The organism is Paenibacillus sp. MB22_1 (assembly GCF_047200555.1).
GTDB classification, from domain to species: Bacteria; Bacillota; Bacilli; order Paenibacillales; family Paenibacillaceae; genus Fontibacillus; species Fontibacillus phoenicis.
In genome coordinates, this window is sequence record NZ_JBLADV010000001.1 from 1,627,386 (window position 1) to 1,650,648 (window position 23,263).

The following is a 23,263-nucleotide window of genomic DNA, read 5'->3' on the forward strand; positions in this document are numbered from 1 at the left end:
TGCACATTGCCGCTTCCCCTAATATCGTGTTTTGTCCACTTTCTGGCCTGTTTTTAGAGATAAGGATGTTCGTGTTTAGCCAGAAGGATTTTCCAACGCCGTTCTACCTCTTGTTCGAACTCCGCAAGAGCCTCAGCGTTCTCCGGCTTCGTCAAATGACGGGTCTTGCCCATCGTCTTCAGCCAATCCGCCAGCGGAATGCGGTTGCCCTTCTCCTCCGGATTGTACGTGATTGTGGTTTGACCATGCTCCACCTCGTACAGCGGGAAGAAGCAGGAGTTAACGGCAGCGTCGATGATATTCGTGCCCTGATCGTCCGGCGAAATCCAGTTGAGCGGGCAGGCTGTTAATATTTTACCATAAACCAGTCCTTCATTTTGCGCGTACCATTGGGCTTTGGCTGCTTTCTTCACCAAATCCTGCGGGTAAGCCTCGCTGCCGGTAAACACGTAAGGAATGTTGGTGGCCGTCATGATTTGCGGCGTGTCTTTGTGCTGGAACGTTTTGCCTTGCTGCGCTTTGCCGATGTTCGACGTAGAGGTACGGTGGCCAAGCGGGGTCGAATACGACAGCTGTGCCCCGGTATTCATATATCCTTCGTTATCATACTCGATGATGATCATTTTATGACCGCGCAGCGCCGCTCCGATCGCCGGCCCCATGCCGATGTCCATGCCTCCGTCGCCGGTAACCATCACGAACGTAAAATCGTCCTTCAGGCCAAGCTCGTCGAGCTCACCGCGGCGTTTTCTTTCCCAGAACATTTCGACGACACCGGACAAAGTGGCCGCTCCGTTCTGGAACAGGTTATGGATGTACGTCGCTTTATGGGACGAATACGGATACCCAGTCGTGACGACCATCGCGCAGCCCGTATGGAACAGGGCCACGATGTCGCCTTCGATCCCTTTAAAGAACAGCTCTAGACCGGAGAAAATCCCGCAGCCCGGACAGGCCCCATGCCCCGGTGCAATCCGCTTTGGCTTCTTCGTTAATGCGCGAAGCGGCGGAATGCGCACGCCAAGCTTGCCGGTTTCTTCATTCTTCGTGACCGTGATCAGGCCGGTCTTCAGGTCCTCAAACTTCAGCGGATTCAGCACCCGCTTAGGCGCTTTCTCCGGATCCCCCGGGGTATGTCCATAGTAATCAAACGGCACTTCTACCCGGCCTGTTTTCGCCGCTTCGATCGCCAATTGGAAGAAGTGATGCCCGTCCTCGGCATAAAACTCCTTGCCCCCCAGACCGTATATCCGGCTGATGACCTTCGTTGTATGATTTCCATGCGTGAACAGCGCAGCTTTAATCTCATTAACCATATTACCGCCATAAGCGCCATAGGAATCACCGCGGTCGCCGACCGTGATCGCTTTCACGTTCTTCAGCGCTTCGGCAATTTGTCTTTGCGGGAAGGGCCGAATCATATTTGGTGCGATCGAGCCGGCTTTGATGCCTTGGCGGCGCAAATCATCCACGACGTCTTTAATAATTTCAGATGCCGAGTTCATGAGGAAAACCGCCACCTCTGCGTCTTCCATCCGGTACAGATCCAGCATTTTGTACTCGCGTCCGGTCAATTCCGCATATTCGCCGGCAATCCGTTCAAAGACGCGTTCCGCGTTATACATCGCTACGGACTGCTGATAGCAGTTATTGATGTAATCCGGCTCGTTCATGTACGGCCCGACGGTAATCGGGTTGTTGCGATCCAGCGTATGCGGGAAGCCGCCCGGCGGGCGTTCACCAACGAATTTCAAAACGTCCTCACGGTTTGCGAAGGTATGCACGCGCCGCTTTTGGTGGGACGTAAAGTATCCGTCGGACGCGACAAGCACCGGCAGCCTTACCTCCGGATCCTCAGCCAGCTTGATCGCGATCAGGTTCATATCGTATACCGCTTGCGGATCTCGGCACATCAGGATCGGCCAACCGGTGTTTAGCGCAAAATAAAGGTCCGAATGGTCGCCGTGAATATCCAGCGGTCCGGAAATGGAACGACAAACCAAGTTCATGACCATAGGGAAACGCGTGCCGGACTGCACCGGCATTTGCTCCAGCATGTACAAGTAACCTTGAGCACTGGTCGCGTTAAATACCCGACCGCCGGCGGTTGAAGCGCCGTAGCAGATACCGGCCGAGCTATGTTCGCCGTCCGATGGAATCAGCTTGATGTCATGCTGTCCGTTTGCTTTCATCAAATCGAGAAATTGCGCTACCTCGGTGGAAGGGGAAATCGGAAAGTACCCCATAATATGATAATTGATCTGGCTGGCCGCATAAGCTGCCATTTCATTTCCTGACTCATAAACCACGCGCTGCTCAACCGTGCCGGAGCGGCGTTCTTTCTCCAAATCGATCGCCATGATGAACATACCACCTTTCCTGCGTATTAGCGTATCGCCAAATCAAACAGATGCGGTACGCGATGCGCCTCCGCATACCCTTCTTCCTCCCGCTCCCCGGACAAGGCGTCCGTTGGACATGCGTGGATACATTTTAAACAACCTTTACAATATTGATAGTCGATGCCTTTTAGGAACATTTGCGGTCGGCCCTTCTTATCGGGGCGTTCCTCCCATACGAAGCAATTATCCGGGCAGACGTTGTCGCATTGGGCGCAGTGAATACAAGACTCTTCCTTGAAATGCGGCATCATCCCAGAACGGGAAATACTAAGGTCCTTCAGGATGCTGTTGCCCGGATTGATAATCAACCCGCCGATCGGCTGTGTTTCATAACCAAGCACCGGCGTATCAGCACGAACGAAGGCCGGCATGCTTACACCTTCCGGCAAAGCAAACGTTTCAAAGACAACTTCATGATAACCCCGTTCGAACGTCGCAATAGCTGGGGCTACGGTTTGCGGATATTTCTTCTCCAGCGATTTGCGGATGACGTCTTTCATCGTTTCAGGATCGAGGAATGGGCACAACCGGAATAAGGCACCCAACATCGCCATGTTCACCCGGTTTTTCTCTTCGAGCGCAATGCCGGTGGCATCGATCACCGCGATCGTGCCGCCGATCAGCTTCATTTTCTCCTTAAGCTCCTGCGGAGTTTTGCGCGAATTCACCAATACGGTGCTGTCCTCGTAAATGCCGCTGATCACGTTCACTGTCTTGGCGAGCGCCTCATGAAAGATCCCCACAATATGCGGGCGTTCTACTGGCGACGTATCGCGAATCGGCGTACTCAGATCGCAGAAGCGGATATGCGCCTTGACCGGGGATCCTTTTTTCTCCGAGCCATAAGAAGAAAAGCTGACCCCATTCAATCCGGCTCCCTCAACCCCGGCTTCGGCCAGCATTTTCCCTGCCAAGTTCGCACCCAGCCCACCAATGGATTCCAAACGGATTTCAAAAAATCCCAGCTCGTTTAATTTCGGTAATTGTACCACGCGCTTGACTCCCTTCTTCGCAAATGCGAGCTCTTCACGACGTAAATAAGTGCTAAACATGACATCAAACGATATCTTTCTTAATTTTAAAATTTATCATAGATGCGATGTGACTTATGTAACAAATGTCATATAGACATTCTTGTCTAGGCGGATACACCACCCCGCCCAGGAATGAATAGGATAGCGGTAAAACAACTTCAGGAGGAACCTCAAAGGATGATACCCAAGTACCCTTATTACAGCTCGAAAACGGTCTGCCAAGAACAACCAATTACCTTCCCGCCGCAACATCAACCAAGACAACCCGGCTTAGAAACCCTGATGGTTCCGCCCCCGATCTCCGAAAACCCCGCTTACGTCGGCAGCGGCAAGTTGAAGGATAAGGTCGCAATTCTGACCGGCGGTGACAGCGGCATCGGGAGGGCTACGGCGATTGCTTTTGCCAAAGAAGGCGCAGACTTAGCCATCGTTTATCTGGATGAGCACGAAGATGCCCAGGCAACCAAACGGCGCGTTGAGGAACTGGGACGACGGTGCCTGCTCATTCCCGGCGACTTGCGCCAAGAGGCTTTCTGCCATGCAGTGATTCATCATACCCTGCATCATTTGGGGAAAGTCGATATCCTGGTGATCAATCAGGCGGTTCAATTTCCTCAGCAGCAAGGGATCGAAGCGATTTCGACCGAACAGCTGTACCAAACCTTTGCCACCAACATCTTCCCTCATTTCTACTTGACCAAGGCCGCGCTTCCCTATTTGCGACCCGGTAGTACCATTATTAGCACCGCCTCGATCACCGCATACGCCGGCGCTCCGCTGCTGATTGATTATTCCTCTACCAAAGGCGCTGTCGTTTCCTTTACCCGCTCCCTGGCGCTGTCGCTCGTTCATCGAGGCATTCGTGTCAATGCCGTGGCGCCGGGACCGATCTGGACCCCGTTGATTCCATCCAGCTATTCTGCGGAATACGTGTCTACGTTTGGCCTGGAAACTCCGATGAAGCGAGCCGGGCAGCCGTTTGAATTGGCACCGGTCTTCGTATTCCTGGCTTCCGACGATTCCAGCTATGTGACCGGGCAAACGATCCATGTCAACGGCGGCGCGATGGTTACGAGTTAACCTTCGGGGAGAACGACAAAAGCACCCTTTCCAAAAAGAAAGAGTGCTTTTTCGCATGTTTGCTTCAATATATTAATGCCCCGCCATCAGACTTGGGTCTGGTTGCGTTCCTTCGGCTGCTGAATTCTTGCCTGCTTCGGTTTGCTTCTTTGGCTTAGATAAGAATAAAGTCAGCAGGAAGCCAGCAGCGGCAATGCACGAAGCCAGGAAATAGGTATCCCCAAAGCCGGATGCGGCCGCCTCCAGCGGATTTCCGCCTTGTGCTGCCTCCTTCATATGGCTGCTGATTTGGGAAGTCAGATAGCCGGTTAAGCCGGCTACCGCGAAGGAGACGATAACTTGTTGCGCCGCCGTCATTAGCGGGGTAACCCGAGCCACCAAATGGCGCGGCGCGGAGTTTAGAATATGCGTGTTCAGCGGCATCATCGTCAGACCCATCCCGCCGCCGAGCAAACCAAGCGGCACCAACACCATCGCCAGCGGCGTTTCCGCTGTAATTCGCGACAGCAGGAACAAGGCCGTCGATACGATACCAAGGCCGATAAAGGCCAGCGGCCGCGCACCAACCCGGTCAAACAAGCGCCCGCTGATCGGCATGAAGAACGCCGACATCAATGCTTGAGGCAGCAAGTAAATCCCGGTTTCCAACGCGTTGTAGCCTCTGACTTGCTGCAGGTATAACGGAGTCAGAATCATCGAACCAAACAACGCCGCTTGGGCAATCCAGACCAAGATGATCCCCCGGGTGAAATGAGACGAACGGAACACACGCAGCTCAAGCAGCGGTTGTTGATGTCTTATTTCAACGAAGATGTACAGAAGTAAGGCAAGTCCTCCTACGCTAAGACCCGTAATTGTCGTCGCTGAGGTCCAGCTGGTTCCCCCTTCACTCACGCCGTAGGTCAGCATCGCAAAAGCGATCGGAGCCAGGATCATCCCCAGCTTATCCAACTGTGGCGCCTCCCGTCGACTGGACTTCGGCAAGAACCGCAGCCCGATCAGAAACGCCACAATCCCAATTGGCAGATTGATCAGAAAAATCCAGTGCCAGCTGACGTTCTCCACCAGCCAACCGGATAGTACCGGACCTAGCGCAGGCGCCAGCAACATAGGTACACCCAGCGCCCCCATCACGGCTCCGCGCTTCTCAGGTGGTGCCAGCTTAAACACCATCGCAAACCCGATCGGCGATACCATCCCGCCGCCCAGACCTTGAATGATGCGATAGATGATCAACTGCTCCGGCGTCTGCGCTACGGCACACAACACCGAACCAATCGTAAACAACGCGATCGTCATCAAGAAAATGCGTTTCTCCCCAAATTTATCGGTCATCCATCCCGCTAGCGGAATGACGGCAGATAAAGCCAGCGTATACCCTGTGATCGTCCATTGCACCGTCTTTAAATCGGTTGCGAAGAAGTCGACCAGCTTAGGTACGGCCACGTTAACCACCGTGCTGTCCAAAATGACCATAATCATCCCAACGATGACCGCCATCAGCGGTGCGATAATCGACCGGATGGAAAATTCTTTGCTTTCGATCGAACTCTCCACAGTATTCGGCATCCTCTCACTCAGCTTTCTTTCTAAATTTAAACACCGTTTAAAACAATGTTTAAAACAAAATTAAATGGATGCCGCCGTTTTGTCAAGGCATTTGTCATCGGTGGCTTCTGCAAGATCTGGTTCGCTCTTCCTTCCCCGCTGCGCCTTATTCTTGACACCTGGAGTGAGAGCGTATTATGGTAGTTTCTATACGGGCAGTAGATTGGATGGCATAAAGGAGCGAAACTATGAGCAATTGCGTCAAGGGGCCGACAACCAAACAGAATATTCTACAGGCTACGTTGGAGCTCATTAAAACCGAAGGGGCCGATCAAGTCACCTTGCGCAAGATCACGGCTGCGGCCAATGTCAATTTAGCTCTAGTGAATTACTACTTTGGCTCGAAGGACAACTTGATTAACGAAGCGCTGAAACTGCTGCTGACAACGTTTCAGGAGAATTTCTCCGTCTTGGACGATACTTCGCTACCCCCTAAAGATCGATTAAAGGCATTTCTTCTCCAATACGTGGATTCAGTACTGCAATACCCCGGTTTGTTGCATGAAGTCTTAGGCAAAGGACGAATTACTTTTGAATCCCGGCAGGACTTCACCGGTTTTATGAAAACGACCGGATTCAGCAAGATTACTGGCGTGCTGGAGGAGATTACCGGCGAGACCAATCCGGATATTCTTTTTATTATGATGATGCAAATCAATGCAGCCGTCCTCTTCCCGCTCGTCTTGGCAAGGCAGATTAAGCAACTGGAGAACCGTCCGGGCAAAGAAATCGTTGAGCGGCAAATCGATATTTTGTTTGATCACTACTTCGCGAAATATGAGTCGTGTCGTTAACTTGTCGAAATCAGCCTTCTATCCGCCGATTTATAGCGCTTTTTGCGCTTTCCCGAGAAATAATTTCCAACGCAAATGAAGACCGCTTCGCCGCCGATTGGCGAGAAGCGATCTTTCTGTCTTAAGGGGGTTAGAAGAAGTTAATCCTCATGCTGCCCCATATATTCTTCGATCATCTTTTGCTTTAACTCCCAGGCTTCCTGGCTTAAGCTGATGCGGTAAATTTCCGGGTTCAGCTTGCGGAGATATTCTGGCCAGAATAAATTTAACTGCTCGCGGTGGTACTCACGAATTTCATCCAGCGTTGGCAGCTTGTACACGAGCTGACCATCCACAAAGATCGGCTGCAGCATGGACACCGCTTCATAGTTTTTGACTGACTTTTTGATATAAGGATGTACCGGATCAAACAATCGGAGTTTGCCGCCCGTCCGCGCTTGCTGTTCATGCGGAAAACAGATGTAATCGGCAATCGCTTTGCCGCTGTCTTTGCTGACAATGCGCAATACGTCTTTTCTGCCGGGGGTTGTGACTTTTTCCGGATTACCGGAGATCTTGATCGTGGGCACCATCTGACCGTCCTTCTCCCGTTCAACCAGCTTGTAGACGCCTCCGAGAGCCGGTTGGTCCGCTGCTGTAATCAACTGAGTCCCTACGCCCCAAATATCGATCTTCGCACCTTGTGCCTTCAGGTTAAAAATCGTATTCTCGTCCAAGTCGTTTGACGCGACGATTTTGACATAAGGTAAGCCAGCGTCGTCCAGCATTTTGCGGGCTTGAATCGACAGATAAGCTAAATCGCCGCTGTCCAAGCGGATGCTCGCCAGCCGCTTGCCTGCGGCTTCCAGCATTTTGCCGGTGCGGATCGCATGCGGAACGCCGCTTTTGAGCGTATCATACGTATCGACCAGCAGGGAAACCTGATCCGGCAGCGCTTTGGCATACAACTCAAACGCTTCCTGCTCCGAGTCGAAGATTTGCACCCACGAGTGGGCATGCGTTCCTCGGGTCGGAATGCCAAAGATCTCCCCAGCCAGCAAGTTGGACGTCCCATCAAACCCGGCCAAATAAGCAGCCCGAGCCCCCCAGATGGCCGCATCTGCTTCTTGTGCCCGGCGGGTGCCGAACTCCAGCAGCACGTCGTTCTCGGCGACCCGTTTCACCCGTGAAGCTTTGGTGGCGATCAAGGTCTGGAAATTCATAAAGTTTAGCAACGCCGTCTCAATCAGCTGTGTTTCCATAATTGTGCCTTCAACGCGGATCAACGGCTCGTTCGGGAAGCAAAGCGCCCCTTCGGCCATCGACAGCAGCGTGCCTTTAAATTCAAAGTTACGCAGCAATTCCAGAAATTCCGGCTTATAGTTCTCTTCTTGTTTGTCCAAATACGCTAAATCCTCTTCCGTAAACCGCAGCTGCCGGATATAGTCCACGATCCGCTCCAAGCCTGCAAACACCGCATACCCGTTGCCAAACGGCAGCTTGCGGAAGTAGGCCTCAAATACGGTCCTCCGCAAATGCGTTCCGTTCATCCAATGCGCATAGATCATGTTGATCTGATATTTATCGGTATGCAGTGCTAAACCCGTGGTTGGCATCGCCTGTTCATCCTCTCTGGCTGTTCGTTACGTTTGCTCCTAAACTGGTGCGGAAATGCCCCAGCGCCCAGGTATGTCCCTCCGGGTTAAAGCTGGCTACCGCATCTTCGTATACTGTAATTGCAAATCCCTTGTTATAAGCCTCCACCGCCGTATGCAGCACGCAAATATCCGTGCACACGCCGATCAGATGCACCTCCGTAATACCGCGTTCCCGGAGCTTCAGCTCCAGGTCCGTTCCACAAAACGCGCTGTATCTCGTCTTATCCATCCAATAGATGCGGTCCTGGTTCTTCGCATAAACCTCAGACAACCGCCCGTACAACGCACGGCCTTCCGTATCCCTCAGATTGTGGGGAGGAAACAGCTTCGTTTCCGGATGCAGGTGGTCTTCCCGCTCGTGCAGATCTACGGCCATCACGACAAAATCCCCTTGCGCCACAAAGGATTCCGTTATCCGGCAAATCGCCGGTTCAATATCGATGGCCGGCTGGCCCACCGGAAGGTTACCGTCCACGAAATCCTTCGTATAATCGATGACGATCAGAGCTTTCATGATTTCACTCTCCCTTCACACATTCCATTTGCCGCAACTAATATTTCATTATGTAAAATATCTTAAGTGTAAATCGAAAGCCGCGGGGTGTAACCAGTAAATCGGTACAATTGAGCCGGCCGTTGCGAATATTGGTTAGACAACATCGGCTTGCCATTCTCGTCACGCACTTCTTCCAGTATCCCCTGACGACTGCGCGTCGATGTAATTTTGCGGATAAAATTTAGCTCTTCAAAGTCTGGAACGACCGTTTGAATCACCTGATACAATTCGCCGAGAGTGAAATGCGGCGGCAAAAATTGCTTCGCAATCGTCGTATGCAGCATCTGCTGCTGAATCCGTTTATAAGCGTCTTGCAAAATCTCGCGGTGGTCGAAAGCGAGCTGCAGATCCTCTAAGGCTTCTCGAACGGTAAACAGACCAACCTCTTGGGCATCATCCGCCGATTGCCGTTTCTCCAGCACCCATTCCTCTACTAACGCGAAAAAAGCGTGGGAGATAATCCAGCCGCGCGGGTCCCGCCCCGGCTTGCTGTAGACCCCCAAATATTCAAGATGTGAGCCGTCGACACCGGTTTCTTCCTTCAGCTCGCGACGCGCGGTTTCGTACAGCGATTCATCCTCCTGCGAGAAACCGCCCGGCAATGCCCAGGCCCCGGCGAACGGCCAGCTCCGCCGACGGATCAGCATGACCTTCAGATCAAAGCGCGGCAGCGATTTGGTCGATGCTTTTCGTTCCTGCCTCGTCAACGTAAACATGACGATGTCGGCCGGGATTCCGTCCGGCGTGCGATATTTTTTAACCTCATTAACTACCTGCTTTTGTTCTTCGTTCATCATGTATCACCACATCGTCTAGGATAACGCCGGCCGTTGGATGTCCGGCACTTACGAATTCAAGCGATCTAAACTGGAAGACGGCCCTCTGCTCACTTCGGCAAGCGGAACGTTGCCGTCGATATACATCCGAGGGTACCTTCTTCGTTACGAACCTCAGAGCGGAGCGTTAGCGTCCGATGGGTCTCATGGATTGGCATCGCCAACACCACCAGTTCCCCTGTACGCATAGGGCTTAGAAAATTAACATTCAAATGAGTTGTGACTCCAAGCTTCCCTTTAATCGTTGCTACCAACGTGCCCATCGCTTGATCCATCATGGACGACAGCACGCCCCCATGGACGATGCCCATGGAATTGAGATGGGATGCCCCCGCTGTAAGCCCCAGCTTCACCAGGGATTTGTCGGCAGAAATCAGACGCAATCCGAGTAACCCCCAGAACGATTGCTCATCCCGCCGCAGTACTTCTTCGCTCCATTCATCCATCTCGGTGTCCCCCCTATCCTTGCTTCTCTTTATATTATAGTATTCCGATGCGACGTTGCTTCAATCATTACAGACAAGATGAAAAAAAGCGGAGGGGTTGCCTCCGCACCAACTGCCTCGTATTACTCTCCGTATCCGGATGAAACAGCCGGCTCGCTGCCCGACTCGACGTTCACTTTGCTGGCTACCGTATCGCGGATGACAGAAACGACGAGCTGGAGCAGATAATTGATATCGCTTTGGCTCTGCTGGAACTCCGTAACGAGCGGAATCTGATCGAGTTCGTCCTGCAGCTCCTCGATTTCACGTTCGATCTTCTGCACCATAGCTTGGTTCTGGAACGTTTCAAATGCGACGATTTCCTTCTGTTTCTTCTTAATTGCACTGATCAACGCCTGCACGCGGTCATGCTTCTGGATCAGCTTCTCCGCCTTCTGAAATTGCTGAACCTCTTCACTGGTACCGATCAGTTCAGCCAGCTCTTTGGCCTTCTTCATAATATCCTCGCGGATGACCAGGTCCCGCGAATCATACTTCGGAATTCCGCAATCGGTTTGATCTTTGTGCTGTTCCACTGTCAATAACCTCCCCTGCATTACGCCAATTTGGCGGTTTGCTCTACGAGCTTGCCTTTGATGTACCAAGTCATCGGATCGGTAATCTCCACCTGGACAAACGTTCCGATCAATTCCGTTCCGCCCTCAAAATGGACAAGCTTGTTGGTGCGTGTACGTCCGGATAACATATGGGCGTTGTTTTTGCTCTGGCCTTCGACCAGCACCTCAACGATCTGTCCGCGCAACGCTTCGTTACTGTTGCGGCTGAATTCGTTAATGGTATCGTTTAACTTCGTCAGCCGCGCTTTCTTCACTTCCATCGGGACGTTGTCTTCCATGACGGCAGCCGGCGTACCTTCCCGTGGCGAGTAGATAAATGTATACGCCGAATCGTACCCTACCTCGCGTACGAGGGACAGCGTTTCCTCGAACTGCTCCTCGGTTTCACCCGGGAATCCAACGATAATGTCCGTGGTGAGGACGACGTTTGGAATTTTCGCCTTGATTTTACGCACCAGTTCAAGGTAATGTTCACGGGTATATTTGCGGCTCATCTTCTTCAGCACTTCGCTGCTGCCCGATTGAACTGGCAGATGAATGTGCTCCACCAGATTTCCGCCTTTGGCCAGAACATCGATCAGCGCATCGTCAAAATCGCGTGGATGCGATGTCGTAAACCGAACGCGCGGAATATCGATTTGACGGATATCGTCCATCAGATTCGCAAACGTATAGTTGATATCGGTAAAGTCCTTACCGTAGGCGTTGACATTTTGCCCCAGCAGCGTAATCTCTTTATAGCCCTGACGCGCCAGCTCACGAACTTCGGCAATGACGTCCTCCGGACGGCGGCTGCGCTCCTTGCCCCGCGTAAACGGCACGATGCAATACGTACAGAACTTGTCGCACCCGTACATGATGTTCACCCATGCCCGCATGCCTTCGCGCTTCTTCGGCAGACTCTCGATGATGTCGCCTTCCTTGGACCAGACCTCAACCACCATCTCTTTGCTGAACAAAGCTTCTTGAATGAGGTATGGCAAACGGTGAATGTTGTGCGTCCCGAAGATCATATCCACAAAACTGTGCTTCTGCAGGATCCGCTTCACGACACCTTCCTCCTGCGACATACAGCCGCAAACGCCCAGCAGCAGATCCGGCTTCTCCGTCTTGAGACTCTTCAGGTGACCCAGCTCACCAAACACCTTATCCTCTGCGTTCTCCCGAATCGCGCAAGTATTCAGCAAGATAATGTCCGCCACTTTGCGGTCCTCGGTCGCACGGTAGCCCATCTGCTCCAGCAAACCTTTGATCGTTTCGGTGTCATGCTCGTTCATCTGGCAGCCAAACGTATAGACGATATAATGCTTGCCAACGCCAATCCCCTTCAGTTCTTCGGGAACGGCATTTTCATACAGCACCTTCACGTCTTCTTTCCCGCGTTGTTTCTCTTTGCGTTGGTTCGGCTCGGACAAAATTTGAATATCCCGGCCACGGATTCGGATTTTCTTCCCTCGCTCATCCTCCGAAATGACCCGGGCGTCCGAGAAGTCAAAGTATTTGGCGTAATCTTTCGTTTCCTTAGCCATGTGCCCGTTCACTCCTTTACCTGATCTATCTTCGTTCCATGTGGGCATCGTTATCATTCATAAAAATGCATTACACTAAATTATAACATGGCCAGGCTTCGATATCCAGATAAACGCCGTATACGTGGAAACGCAAATAGACCCGTTCGAATGAACGGGTCCTTTCTAATCATAGTTAGAATCCCTTGTATTGAGGTTCTTCGCTTTCCAGCTGCGCTACGCGGCTTTCCACTTGCGTTACGATTTGCTGCGTTTGTTGCGCGCATTGCGTAAACAGATCCTTCGCTTGCTGGTTTTGCGTGCTTAACGCGAATTGTTCCAGGCTCGCTTGCGCGCTTTTTAACGAAGCTAAGGCCGTTTTGACTTGAGATGCTACGGTCACAATTTCACCACCTTTGTTTTGGCATGTTGTTTATGAACAATGCATAATTTCACCTGCTCGAAATTGATTCATACGCCCTGTTCCCTTCCACATATTACCTTAGTAAATTTGCGTACCCCCGCGCATAATTGGGATATCTCGCCTTGGATTGTCTACGAAAGGAGTATTCCCCATGCCAATGTGGTTGGAAGTTATCGTCCGAACGTTGGTGGCCGTCGTCGTGTTATTTGTGATCACCCGGCTGCTCGGAAAGAGGCAAATTTCACAGCTTTCCTTCTTTGAATACATCACCGGGATTACGATTGGGAGTATTACCGCCTACATCTCCCTGGATATTAACACAGATTGGTATCTCGGCATCATTGCCGTAACCGTCTGGTTTCTCGTATCGCTGGGAATCGAGTTTTTACAGCTCAAAAGCAAGAAAGCCCGGGATATGATTGACAGCAGCAGCACCGTGCTGATCAAGGATGGCAAGATTCTTGAAGAGAATCTGAAGAAGGAAAAGCTAACCAACGAAGAGCTCATGGAGCAGCTGCGGAAGAAGAGCATCTTCAAAGTGGCAGAAGTTGAGTTTGCGGTCATGGAGCCCGATGGACAAATCAATGCGATGCTGAAAAGCGAATATCAGCCAATTACGCCGGCTCACTTGGGGATCAAGGTTGCCCCTCAGCCGGAGCCTCAAACCGTCATCATCGACGGAAATATTATGGACGAGCCGCTTGCTACACTGGGTCTCAACCGGAAGTGGCTGAATACCGAGCTTGAGAAGCTGGGCGTATCCCTGGATAACGTCAATTTAGGGCAGGTTGATGCGTACGGCCAGCTTTATGTCGATTTGTACGACGACCAGATCACCGTGCCGCAGCCTCAAGAAAAACCCGTTTTGCTGGCCCAGTTGAAGAAGTGCGAAGCCGATCTGGAGATGTTCGCTCTCTCGACGGACGAGGAAGAAGCCAAGAAACTGTACGGCGATTGTTCGGTGAAGCTGCAGAAGGTCATCGATCAAGTCAAACCGTTATTAATCCAATAGGAGGATGGGAGCATGGCCAAGAAAAAAAATAAGCAATTGACTCCTACACAGCAACAGTATCAACGGCTGGCACATGCCCATGAGCCAAAGCGCCCGGTAGCTGTCAATTGTCTGAGAGCCTTTTTGGTCGGCGGATTGATATGCCTGATTGGAGAATGTATCCGACAGGCCTTTATCCATTTTGCCCATATGGGCGAAAGAGAAGCCGCTAACCCGACCGTCGCTATTCTTGTCATCTTGTCCGTGCTGCTCACGAGCTTTGGTGTCTATGACAAAATCGCTCAGTGGGCCGGAGCAGGTACCGCTGTTCCTGTCACGGGCTTTGCCAACTCGATGGCATCGACGGCGATTGAGCATCGCCCGGAAGGTCTGGTGCTGGGCGTAGCTGCAGGCATGTTTCAATTAGCCGGTTCCGTCATCGTGTTTGGTACGGTGGCTGCTTTTATCATCGGGGTGATTTACGCGGTGTTTATCCCCGGGTATGCCGGAGGTGGGCACTGAAATGCTGAAAGGCCATCAAAGCTGGGTATTTGAAAATAAACCTAAGATCATTAGCAGCGCTACTGTGGTGGGGCCATTTGAAGGCCAAGGGCCGCTCGCTGAAGATTTTGATGTGATCCATGCCGACCTCTATATCGGTCAAGACAGCTGGGAGAAAGCCGAAAAGACACTGCTCGAAGAATCAGCGCAGTTAGCGATCAGGCATGCCGGGTTAACGAAGGAACAGATTCAATTCTACTTCGGCGGCGATCTGATGAATCAGATCATCAGCAACAGCTTCGCCGCACGGACGTTAAGCATTCCGTACATCGGCATGTTTGGCGCTTGCTCAACCTCGATGCAGACGCTGGCGATGGCCGCCTATGTCGTCAATTCCGGAGGCGCGAAATATGCCGTAGCTGGAACGTGCAGTCATAACGCCAGTGTGGAGAAGCAATTCCGCTACCCGACCGAATACGGGTCGCAGAAGCCGCCCACCGCGCAGTTCACGGTCACTGGCTCGGGCTCCGTCGTTTTATCCCCTGAAGGAGAGGGGCCTTCGGTAACGTCAGCTACGATGGGCAAAGTCATCGACATGGGCATCACCGACCCATTTAATATGGGCGCTGCAATGGCACCGGCTGCTGTCGATACGATCCAGGCTCACTTCCGCGACCTGGAGATCGAGCCATCTTACTATGACCTGATCGTCACTGGGGACTTGTCCAAAGTCGGCTATGCCATCGCGAACGATCTGTTCGTCCGGCACAACTTCCCCATCAAGCAGACGACCTATATGGATTGCGGGATGATGATTTACGACTACGAGAACCAACAAGTCCAAGCCGGCGCCAGCGGCTGCGCCTGCTCCGCCGTCGTCACTTACGGCCATCTGCTGAACCGGATGAAACGCGGGGAATTAAAACGAATCCTCGTCGTGGCCACCGGGGCGTTGCTCTCTCCGCTCTCCTACCAGCAAGGCGAGAGCATCCCCTGCATCGCCCACGCGGTGTCCATCGAAGCTTAAGCTGTTCACACCAAAAAGGGCTTGCCCCACGGCATTTACAGCCGCTGGGCAAGCCCTTTGCTTTTTTTTCAAGTGTAACCGATTAGTCGATGATTTCTGCCGTGTCTCCTGTTTTCGCACCGGCAGCGTTCGCTTCGTCCGTATCGATATGCATATCGAGGGCAAAGTTGTCAGATACGCGCGCAATGACGTTCTCCAACACCAAACCACGTTCTCCGCTCAAACGAACTTTCAGCAGTTGCTTGTCTTTAATGCCCCATTTCTCAGCATCGGAAGTATGGAAGTGAATATGGCGAGCAGCGACGATCACGCCTTGCTCCAAGTCGATTTCGCCGGCAGGGCCTTTCACCTTGATGCCAGGCGTGCCTTCAATGTTGCCCGATTCGCGCACCGGAGCTTTAACCCCAAGCGCAAAGGAATCCGTACGGGAAATTTCCAGTTGGGACGCCGGACGGGCTGGACCCAAAATGCGAACTTTATCGAACTGTCCTTTTGGTCCGATGACTGCCACTTGTTCGTTCGCAGCAAATTGTCCCGGTTGGGACAGCGGTTTGAATTCCGTTAATTGATAGCCTTGTCCAAACAAAATTTCAATGTGCTCCTGCGTCAAATGGATATGACGCGCGGATACGCCGACAGGTACAGTTTTGCTCATGTCTACAAACACTCCTCGTATATTCTCTATATCGATGACGATTCACATCGCTACTCATTATACACCTAATGGCGAAAAAAAGGAAAAGGCGTCCACCAGAAATGGACACCTTTCACCTGATTATTTGAATTCTGCAACAAGATTGTCAAACTCGCTTTCAGAAAGTGCCAGCGATTGATGGACCAGCGGCTCTTTCTTAAAGCCGTGAACCAGATCTTCGTAGCATTTCTTCTCTTTGTTCTGATAGATCAATCCGGTGATCATGCCGTTTGTCTCCATCAGCTTCGCCATGGCCATCGCCCGGTTGCTTGGATCATAATCTGGAACGGTCTCGAGATTGATGATGTTCTCTTTGAACCAATCGTACGTATTTACCTTGTTAAAGGTGACGCACGGGCTAAACACGTTGATCAAGGAGAAGCCTTCATGCTGGATGCCTTGCTCGATCAAAGAAGTCAGCTGCTTCAGATCGCTGGAGAACGATTGAGCCACGAAGGTGGCACCGGACGCCAGAGCGATTTCGAGCGGCGACAAAGTCGATTCTACCGAGCCTTCCGGCGTACTCTTCGTCTTAAAGCCTTCACCGCTGCGCGGGGAGGTTTGCCCTTTGGTCAACCCGTAAATTTGGTTGTCCATGACAATGTAAGTGATGTTGATGTTTCGGCGAATGGCATGTACCGTGTGTCCCATCCCGATTGCAAAGCCGTCGCCGTCGCCGCCTGAAGCGATGACGGTCAGGTCGCGGTTGGCCAGCTTTACACCTTGGGCGATCGGCAGCGCACGGCCGTGAATCCCGTGCAATCCGTAAGCGTTGATATATCCGGAGATCCGTCCGGAGCAGCCGATCCCGGAAATCACGGCAAGTTGCTCTGGCTCAAGACCCACATTCGCTGCAGCGCGTTGGATTGCGGCTTGAATGGAGAAATCGCCGCATCCCGGACACCAGTTAGGTTTAACGTTGTTACGGAAATCTTTAAACGTTGCCATTTTTCACCAACTCCTCCTGCGCTTTCTTCCCGGCTGCCTTCTTGCACTCTTCGTAGACTTCCGAAGGAAGGAACGGATTGCCGTTATATTTCAGGACATTCACGATTTTGTCGTGGTAACCTACGTTTTGTTTAATCAGGTTAGCCAATTGGCCCGTTGCGTTATTCTCCAGAACAACCACTTTCTTCGCCTTCTCAATTTGCGGTAGTACTTGCTCCGTGGGGAACGGATGCAGCAAGCGCACCGTCATGTGGTTCGTCTTCAAGCCGTCCTCCGACAGACGGATGCGGGCTTGATCAATCGTCCCACCCGTAGAGCCCATGCCGATGATCAGCAGATCTGGTTCAGCATGCGGGGCTTGAAGGTGAATCGGATTCGTGACCTCCAGATTGGCCAGCTTCCGCAACCGCTTATCCATCATTTTCTTCCGGTTCACCGGACTTTCCGACGGACGACCGGATTCGTCGTGTTCCACCCCAGTCACATGGTGAATGCCGTTCTTCTCACCTGGCAGCACCCGCGGGGAGATCCCGTTTTCCGTAAAGGCGTAGCGGTTGAACATGCTTGAATCTTCACGATCTGGAATATCCTTCACCAGGTAACCGCGATCGATCGTAACTTTGTTGAAATCGAGCATTTCGCAGGACTGCTTCCCAAGGGATAATTGCAGGTCCGTCGCCACGATAACAGGCACTTGATATTTGTCAGCCAGGTTGAACGCCTCTACCGTATCGTAGAAGCACTCTTCAATCGAACTCGGCGCGATCACGATCTTTGGAATTTCCCCATGGGTACCGTAGATGAGTGCGTTGATATCGCTTTGCTCCTGCTTCGTCGGCAGACCTGTACTTGGGCCGCCCCGTTGCGTATCGATGATCACGACCGGCGTTTCGGTCATGCCAGCCAGTCCGATTGCTTCCATCATCAGGGACAAGCCGGGTCCCGCCGACGCAGTCATCGAACGGACGCCCGCATAACTCGAACCAATCGCCATCGTAATAGCTGCAATTTCGTCTTCCGTCTGAATAACCGTACCGCCAAATTTCGGCAATTTCTTAATTAAATATTCCATAATTTCAGAAGCAGGGGTAATCGGGTAAGCACTCATGATTCGGCAACCTGCCGCAACGGCCCCCAGCCCAATCGCTTCGTTACCGATCATAAACAGCTTCTGCTTGCCATCCGCCGGCTCGAGTCTAAACTCCTCCAGAGGTCCTCCAGCAAGCTCAAGCACGAAATCCGCGCCCCGTTTCACTGCTTCGATATTTTTCTCAACAATCGCAGGTCCTTTGCGGCCGAACTCTTCTTCCACCGCTTTGTTAAATACCTCAAGCGGAAGACCGAGCAGCGCCCACGATGCACCGGAAGCAACCATGTTCTTCATCAGCGAAGTTCCAAGCTCTTCGGCAATGCTCGTAATCGGCACCGGGAACAAACGGGCATCCACGCCCTCCGGTACGGTCGGGTTAAACTTAGCGTCCGCTACAATAACCCCGCCGCCGCGCAGTTCATGTGCATTCAAATCGATACTTTCTTGGTCAAAAGCGACTAAAATGTCCAAGTCGTCGGAAATCGCACGAATTGGCTTGGTACTGATCCGGATTTTGTTATTCGTATGACCGCCTTTGATACGGGAGGAGAAATGCCGATACCCGTACAAATAATATCCCAGCCGGTTCAAAGCCGTCGAAAAAATCCGGTCTGTACTTTCAACGCCCTCTCCCTGCTGTCCACCGATCTTCCAAGACAATTGACTAATCAAGATCGCCCACCCCTTTAATCGTATCGCAATGGAAAAATAGAAATAATAATAAAAGTTGTAGAATGCTAACGTGCAAGAGGTCACATTCCGGCCTATTGTTTGTGAACATTCTGTTTCAGAGTCATGTCAATTTTATGTCTCAACTTGGTAAAAAGCAAGCGTTTTCTAGCCTTTTTTCATATAGTAGTTTTCGATCAATTCGTTCTCACAATTGGATGAATTAAAGCGCTTACTTGTGGGAAGGCAACCAAGCCCGCAGGAATGCGGCTGCATTGTCGTACAACCATCCGCGAACAAGCTCTTCCGGGTAGTACTTCAGCAAAGTTTCCTGCCAATTTGTGTAATGTCCCGCATGCCGGAAATCGGTCAAATGGGTGTCGATCCCGTCGAAGTCGGATCCGAACATCAGGTTCTTCGCTCCACCCAATGAACATATCCGCTCGATATGCGGCAGCAAATCTTTGCTGGATGCATTTTTCCCCTCTTTGACGAACCAAGGCACAAAGGTCACTCCAATTCGCCCGCCTAACTTAACGATCGCCTGGATCTGGTCGTCACGAAGGTTCCGTGCATGCGGGCAGATCTGATAGGCGTTGGAATGGGAGGCGATAAACGGCTTGCCGGCAGCCTCCGCGAGCTCCTGCAGCTCCCAAAATCCTTTGATCGACAAATGTGAGACATCCAAAATGATGCCGAGCTCATGGCATAACTTGACCAGTTCCAACCCAGCCGGGGTAAATCCGCCGTTTCGCGGCTCCATGACCCCGTCAGCGGCCCAGTTGGCATAATTCCAGGTTAACCCGAGTAACCGCACGCCTTTCTCATAACAAACACGGACATACTGCAGGTTCCCCTCAAGCCCGTCCGCTCCTTCCAGCGATAACAGCCCTCCGATGACCTCTCCTTGCTCCAGGGTATGTAAATCCTCGACAGACTGCACAGGGAGCACGCCTAGCGGGAGAACCCGTTCCCGAAACAAATCGATTTGTCCGAGGATATGTTCCATTTTCGCTGGCCCCAACTCGCTGGACAGAAAAATGGCGAACGTTTGCAGCTTCACCCCGCCTTCCTCCAATCGGCGAAGATTGACGTCCAACCGGCGGTCACGGGCAAAGTCCAGCTTCGGGTCCAACTGCAATTTGCTTAACACATCACAATGAAAATCGATAATCGGCAGGCTCATGATTTTTCCTCCTCGGTTACCATTATTTTAGCTCAAAAAAAACAAAAAAGCCTGTCTACGGAACGTAAACAGGCGTCATTCTATCCAAAACTTATCTCGGTTCTACGATCAGTTTAATCGCGGTCCGATCCTCACCATCGATGACGATGTCGGTAAAAGCAGGAATGCAAATCAAGTCCACGCCGCTTGGCGCGACGAATCCCCGGGCGATCGCAACGGCTTTGATGGCTTGGTTAAGAGCACCCGCCCCAATGGCCTGAAGTTCAGCAGCGCCACGTTCTCTAAGGACGCCAGCCAACGCACCGGCAACGGAGTTGGGGTTGGATTTTGCTGAAACCTTTAATACTTCCATGGTTAGTACCTCCCTGGGAATATTCGTTGGATTCCACTACTTAGAAGATATTCGTGAGAATTTGGGATATTCCTTCTTTTTCCCCGAAGAGAAAGTTTCGAGAGGCCTTGATTTATCGGACTTCTTGGCGATTAACTAATCCATAATCCATTCGTCTTCCAGTAAACGGATTTTTTGAATCTTCTGAGCTTTGCCCGTGGATTCATCCACATCGACGATCACCGCGTGGAAATGCCACTTCCCTTCGCAGACTTGGAACCGGACAGGAAGCTGTGTGGTGAACTTGCGCAGCACCGCCGTCCGTTCCATGCCCAGGATGCCTTCACGCGAGCCGACCATACCGGCATCGGTCAAGTAGGCCGTCCCCTGCGGCAGGATCGTGTCGTCATTGCTTTGCACATGGGTGTGCGTCCCCACTACGATCGAGGCACGGCCGTCTAGATACCAGCCCATGGCGATTTTTTCCGAAGTGGCCTCGGCATGGAAGTCGACCAGGATACACTTGTGCTTCTTGGACAGTTGACCGATGATCTCATCCGCAACCCGAAACGGGTCGTCGAGCGGCGGCAAAAAGGTGCGGCCCATCAAATTGACCACGGCCAGCTCCTTCCCATTGGCTTTAATCACGGTGTAACCTAATCCTGGCGTACCTGGCGGGTAGTTGGCCGGCCGGACCATTCGCGGCTCCTGATCGATGAAGTCGAAGATTTCTTTATTGTCCCACGTGTGATTCCCCATCGTTAAACCGTGAATGCCCTGATCGAAAAACTCTTTGGCGATGTTGGCGTTAATGCCCCGGCCTGCCGCAGCGTTTTCCCCGTTAGCGATGATGATATGCGGGTTGTATTTAGATTTCAAATGAGGCAGCGTGGCCTTCAGCGCTTTGCGCCCCGTATTTCCAACGATATCTCCGATAAACAGAACTTTAATGCTGGTTCCCTCCTCTGACTACTACCCCTTGCAGCATGTGAGCTCAAGGCTTATCCAAGTAATGAAAAAGCGGCCCGCGAGGGGCCACTTTTCAGCATAACCTTTACTTGGCGTATTCAACCGCCCGCGTCTCGCGGATTACGGTTACTTTGATATGACCTGGATAATCCAGTTCATTTTCAATCGTCTTCGTAATGTCACGCGCCAAGCGGAATGCTTCCGCGTCGTCAATCTTATCCGGCTGCACCATCACGCGAACCTCGCGGCCCGCCTGAATGGCAAACGATTTCTCGACGCCTTCAAACGATTCGGAAATTTCCTCAAGCTTCTCCAACCGACGAATGTAGGTTTCGAGCGTTTCCCGGCGCGCCCCCGGTCTTGCTGCCGACAATGCATCGGCTGCGCCAACCAACATGGCAATGACTGAGGTGGCTTCGCAATCGCCGTGGTGAGAGGCAATGCTGTTGATAACCACCGGATGTTCTTTATACTTCTTAGCCAATTCCACGCCGATTTCGACATGAGATCCTTCCACTTCATGATCAAGCGCTTTGCCGATATCGTGCAGCAAACCTGCCCGTTTGGCAAGAGTGATGTCTTCGCCCAGCTCTCCAGCCATTAATCCGGCCAGATAAGCGACTTCCATCGAGTGTTTCAGGACGTTTTGGCCGTAGCTTGTCCGGAACTTGAGACGTCCCAAGATCTTGATCAAATCCGGGTGCAAAGCATGTACGCCCACCTCGAACGTAGCCTGCTCGCCATATTCGCGAATCCGTTCGTCCACTTCTCTCCGGGATTTCTCGACCATCTCTTCGATCCGTGCCGGATGAATCCGTCCGTCTGCCACCAATTTCTCCAAGGCGGTCCGGGCGATTTCGCGGCGAATCGGGTCAAAGCCCGACAGGATCACCGCTTCCGGCGTATCGTCGATAATGAGATCGATCCCGGTCAACGTTTCGAGTGCACGAATATTCCGGCCTTCCCGGCCGATAATCCGTCCTTTCATTTCTTCGTTTGGCAGTGTTACGACGGAAACCGTTGTTTCCGCTACATGATCAGCTGCGCAGCGTTGAATGGCCAGCGTAATGATCTCGCGGGATCTCTTATCCGCTTCTTCCTTCGCTTGCTGTTCAATATCTTTGATCATCTGCGCCGTTTCATGGCGAACTTCCTGCTCCACGTTGTTCAATATGATCGTACGGGCATCTTCCATGGTAAGGTTGGAAATCCGTTCGAGTTCCTGAACCTGACTCTTATAGATCAAGTCGATTTGTTGCTGGGTTTCTTCGATCCGTTTCTCTTTGCTGACCACTTGCTCTTCTTTACGTTCAAGCGATTCTAATTTTTTATCCAGCGACTCTTCTTTTTGCAACAATCGTCTTTCTTGTCGTTGTATTTCATTCCGACGTTCACGAATGTCTTTATCAGCTTCGGCTCTCAGCTTATGGACTTCGTCCTTAGCTTCCAGAACCATTTCCTTTTTCAGTGCTTCCGCGTCCTTCCTAGCATTCTCCAGGATTTGGCTGGCCGCGTGCTCTGCACTGGAAATTTTAGCTTCGGCAAGAGACTTGCGAATAAAATACCCGATCACGAACCCAAAGAATAAAGCGGCTGCAACGAGAACGATCCAGATTACTGTGTGCATCTGTTCACCTCCCCGTTGTTTCCTCCAAGGCATTCCTTGGGATGTTTGCAGTTGTAGTTACTTTTCGTTTCTTAGGTTCATCATTCCATACAAAGAATTCATGACTTGCCCTTTCAGCTCAGCACTTCATGCTGCAAAAGCATGACTCTTCCGCAGTAGCCTAGCGGACGCACTTTGCCTGATTGGAGAACATAAATCCTATACCCTCAGAGCCATAATTTTGGAAGGAAAAAAAGGGCCCTCAAGGTATGGACTCAAATTCATTTTATTATTTGTGAAAAGATATTG

General features: G+C 51.7%; 22 protein-coding genes. 5 read left to right on the forward strand and 17 right to left on the reverse strand.

Annotated features, from left to right (window positions below; genetic code table 11):
• Positions 1-53: 53 nt before the first annotated feature.
• Positions 54-2,360, reverse strand: a complete 2,307-nt coding sequence (locus tag ACL02P_RS07565) for a thiamine pyrophosphate-dependent enzyme (RefSeq protein WP_412837051.1) — start codon at positions 2,358-2,360, stop codon at positions 54-56.
• A 26-nt stretch (positions 2,361-2,386) separates the two neighbouring features.
• Positions 2,387-3,394: a 2-oxoacid:acceptor oxidoreductase family protein gene (locus ACL02P_RS07570; protein ID WP_009223103.1), complete on the reverse strand. Its 1,008-nt coding sequence runs from the start codon at positions 3,392-3,394 to the stop codon at positions 2,387-2,389.
• Between the two features lie 219 nt (positions 3,395-3,613).
• Here ACL02P_RS07570 and ACL02P_RS07575 point away from each other — a divergent pair, with 219 nt between their 5' ends.
• Complete coding sequence (locus tag ACL02P_RS07575) at positions 3,614-4,516, forward strand: SDR family oxidoreductase (RefSeq protein WP_009223102.1); 903 nt, start codon at positions 3,614-3,616, stop codon at positions 4,514-4,516.
• Positions 4,517-4,588: 72 nt separating this feature from the next.
• Here ACL02P_RS07575 and ACL02P_RS07580 read toward each other — a convergent pair whose 3' ends face one another.
• Entirely contained in the window at positions 4,589-6,085 is a 1,497-nt protein-coding gene (locus ACL02P_RS07580; protein ID WP_397376599.1) for an MDR family MFS transporter, read from the reverse strand.
• 227 nt (positions 6,086-6,312) lie between these two features.
• Between ACL02P_RS07580 and ACL02P_RS07585 the strand changes: the two genes are divergently transcribed.
• The gene (locus ACL02P_RS07585; protein ID WP_412837052.1) at positions 6,313-6,918 is read left to right on the forward strand and encodes a TetR/AcrR family transcriptional regulator; all 606 of its coding nucleotides are present in this window, start codon (positions 6,313-6,315) and stop codon (positions 6,916-6,918) included.
• A 140-nt stretch (positions 6,919-7,058) separates the two neighbouring features.
• Here the strand turns inward: ACL02P_RS07585 and ACL02P_RS07590 are convergent, their stop codons facing one another.
• The 7 genes from ACL02P_RS07590 to ACL02P_RS07620 form a co-directional block, all read right to left on the reverse strand.
• On the reverse strand, positions 7,059-8,513 hold the full coding sequence (locus ACL02P_RS07590; protein WP_009223099.1) for a nicotinate phosphoribosyltransferase: 1,455 nt from the start codon (positions 8,511-8,513) through the stop codon (positions 7,059-7,061).
• A gap of 7 nt (positions 8,514-8,520) precedes the next feature.
• On the reverse strand, positions 8,521-9,069 hold the full coding sequence (locus tag ACL02P_RS07595) for a cysteine hydrolase family protein (RefSeq protein WP_009223098.1): 549 nt from the start codon (positions 9,067-9,069) through the stop codon (positions 8,521-8,523).
• A 62-nt stretch (positions 9,070-9,131) separates the two neighbouring features.
• Entirely contained in the window at positions 9,132-9,908 is a 777-nt protein-coding gene (locus tag ACL02P_RS07600) for an NUDIX domain-containing protein (protein ID WP_009223097.1), read from the reverse strand.
• Positions 9,909-9,997: 89 nt separating this feature from the next.
• Complete coding sequence (locus tag ACL02P_RS07605) at positions 9,998-10,393, reverse strand: PaaI family thioesterase (protein ID WP_412837053.1); 396 nt, start codon at positions 10,391-10,393, stop codon at positions 9,998-10,000.
• Between the two features lie 122 nt (positions 10,394-10,515).
• On the reverse strand, positions 10,516-10,968 hold the full coding sequence (locus ACL02P_RS07610; RefSeq protein ID WP_009223095.1) for a RicAFT regulatory complex protein RicA family protein: 453 nt from the start codon (positions 10,966-10,968) through the stop codon (positions 10,516-10,518).
• A gap of 20 nt (positions 10,969-10,988) precedes the next feature.
• Entirely contained in the window at positions 10,989-12,539 is a 1,551-nt protein-coding gene (miaB, locus tag ACL02P_RS07615) for a tRNA (N6-isopentenyl adenosine(37)-C2)-methylthiotransferase MiaB (RefSeq protein WP_412837054.1), read from the reverse strand.
• Between the two features lie 175 nt (positions 12,540-12,714).
• Positions 12,715-12,921: a DUF1657 domain-containing protein gene (locus ACL02P_RS07620; protein WP_009223093.1), complete on the reverse strand. Its 207-nt coding sequence runs from the start codon at positions 12,919-12,921 to the stop codon at positions 12,715-12,717.
• A 172-nt stretch (positions 12,922-13,093) separates the two neighbouring features.
• Here ACL02P_RS07620 and ACL02P_RS07625 point away from each other — a divergent pair, with 172 nt between their 5' ends.
• From ACL02P_RS07625 to spoVAD, 3 genes are read left to right on the forward strand one after another with little or no spacing between them, the layout of a single operon-like run.
• On the forward strand, positions 13,094-13,954 hold the full coding sequence (locus tag ACL02P_RS07625; RefSeq protein WP_028539119.1) for a DUF421 domain-containing protein: 861 nt from the start codon (positions 13,094-13,096) through the stop codon (positions 13,952-13,954).
• Positions 13,955-13,966: 12 nt separating this feature from the next.
• A complete protein-coding gene (gene spoVAC, locus ACL02P_RS07630; protein WP_009223091.1) occupies positions 13,967-14,455 on the forward strand; it encodes a stage V sporulation protein AC in 489 nt (162 codons plus the stop codon).
• A 1-nt stretch (position 14,456) separates the two neighbouring features.
• On the forward strand, positions 14,457-15,461 hold the full coding sequence (gene spoVAD / locus ACL02P_RS07635) for a stage V sporulation protein AD (protein WP_016312370.1): 1,005 nt from the start codon (positions 14,457-14,459) through the stop codon (positions 15,459-15,461).
• An 82-nt stretch (positions 15,462-15,543) separates the two neighbouring features.
• On the opposite strand, the gene pduL is transcribed toward spoVAD, so the two are convergent.
• The 7 genes from pduL to rny form a co-directional block, all read right to left on the reverse strand.
• Complete coding sequence (gene pduL / locus ACL02P_RS07640) at positions 15,544-16,116, reverse strand: phosphate propanoyltransferase (RefSeq protein ID WP_016312371.1); 573 nt, start codon at positions 16,114-16,116, stop codon at positions 15,544-15,546.
• Positions 16,117-16,236: 120 nt separating this feature from the next.
• The gene (locus ACL02P_RS07645; protein WP_009223088.1) at positions 16,237-17,103 is read right to left on the reverse strand and encodes a 2-oxoacid:ferredoxin oxidoreductase subunit beta; all 867 of its coding nucleotides are present in this window, start codon (positions 17,101-17,103) and stop codon (positions 16,237-16,239) included.
• A complete protein-coding gene (locus ACL02P_RS07650) occupies positions 17,090-18,865 on the reverse strand; it encodes a 2-oxoacid:acceptor oxidoreductase subunit alpha (RefSeq protein ID WP_412837055.1) in 1,776 nt (591 codons plus the stop codon). The genes ACL02P_RS07645 and ACL02P_RS07650 overlap by 14 nt, the downstream gene beginning before the upstream one ends.
• Before the next feature lie 229 nt (positions 18,866-19,094).
• The gene (locus ACL02P_RS07655) at positions 19,095-20,048 is read right to left on the reverse strand and encodes a dipeptidase (RefSeq protein ID WP_009223086.1); all 954 of its coding nucleotides are present in this window, start codon (positions 20,046-20,048) and stop codon (positions 19,095-19,097) included.
• A gap of 91 nt (positions 20,049-20,139) precedes the next feature.
• Positions 20,140-20,400 (reverse strand): stage V sporulation protein S, encoded by a 261-nt coding sequence (locus ACL02P_RS07660; RefSeq protein WP_006286829.1) that lies wholly within the window; start codon positions 20,398-20,400, stop codon positions 20,140-20,142.
• Between the two features lie 135 nt (positions 20,401-20,535).
• Entirely contained in the window at positions 20,536-21,330 is a 795-nt protein-coding gene (locus ACL02P_RS07665) for a TIGR00282 family metallophosphoesterase (RefSeq protein ID WP_036643757.1), read from the reverse strand.
• Between the two features lie 103 nt (positions 21,331-21,433).
• Positions 21,434-22,975, reverse strand: a complete 1,542-nt coding sequence (gene rny / locus ACL02P_RS07670; RefSeq protein WP_260070592.1) for a ribonuclease Y — start codon at positions 22,973-22,975, stop codon at positions 21,434-21,436.
• Positions 22,976-23,263: the final 288 nt, after the last annotated feature.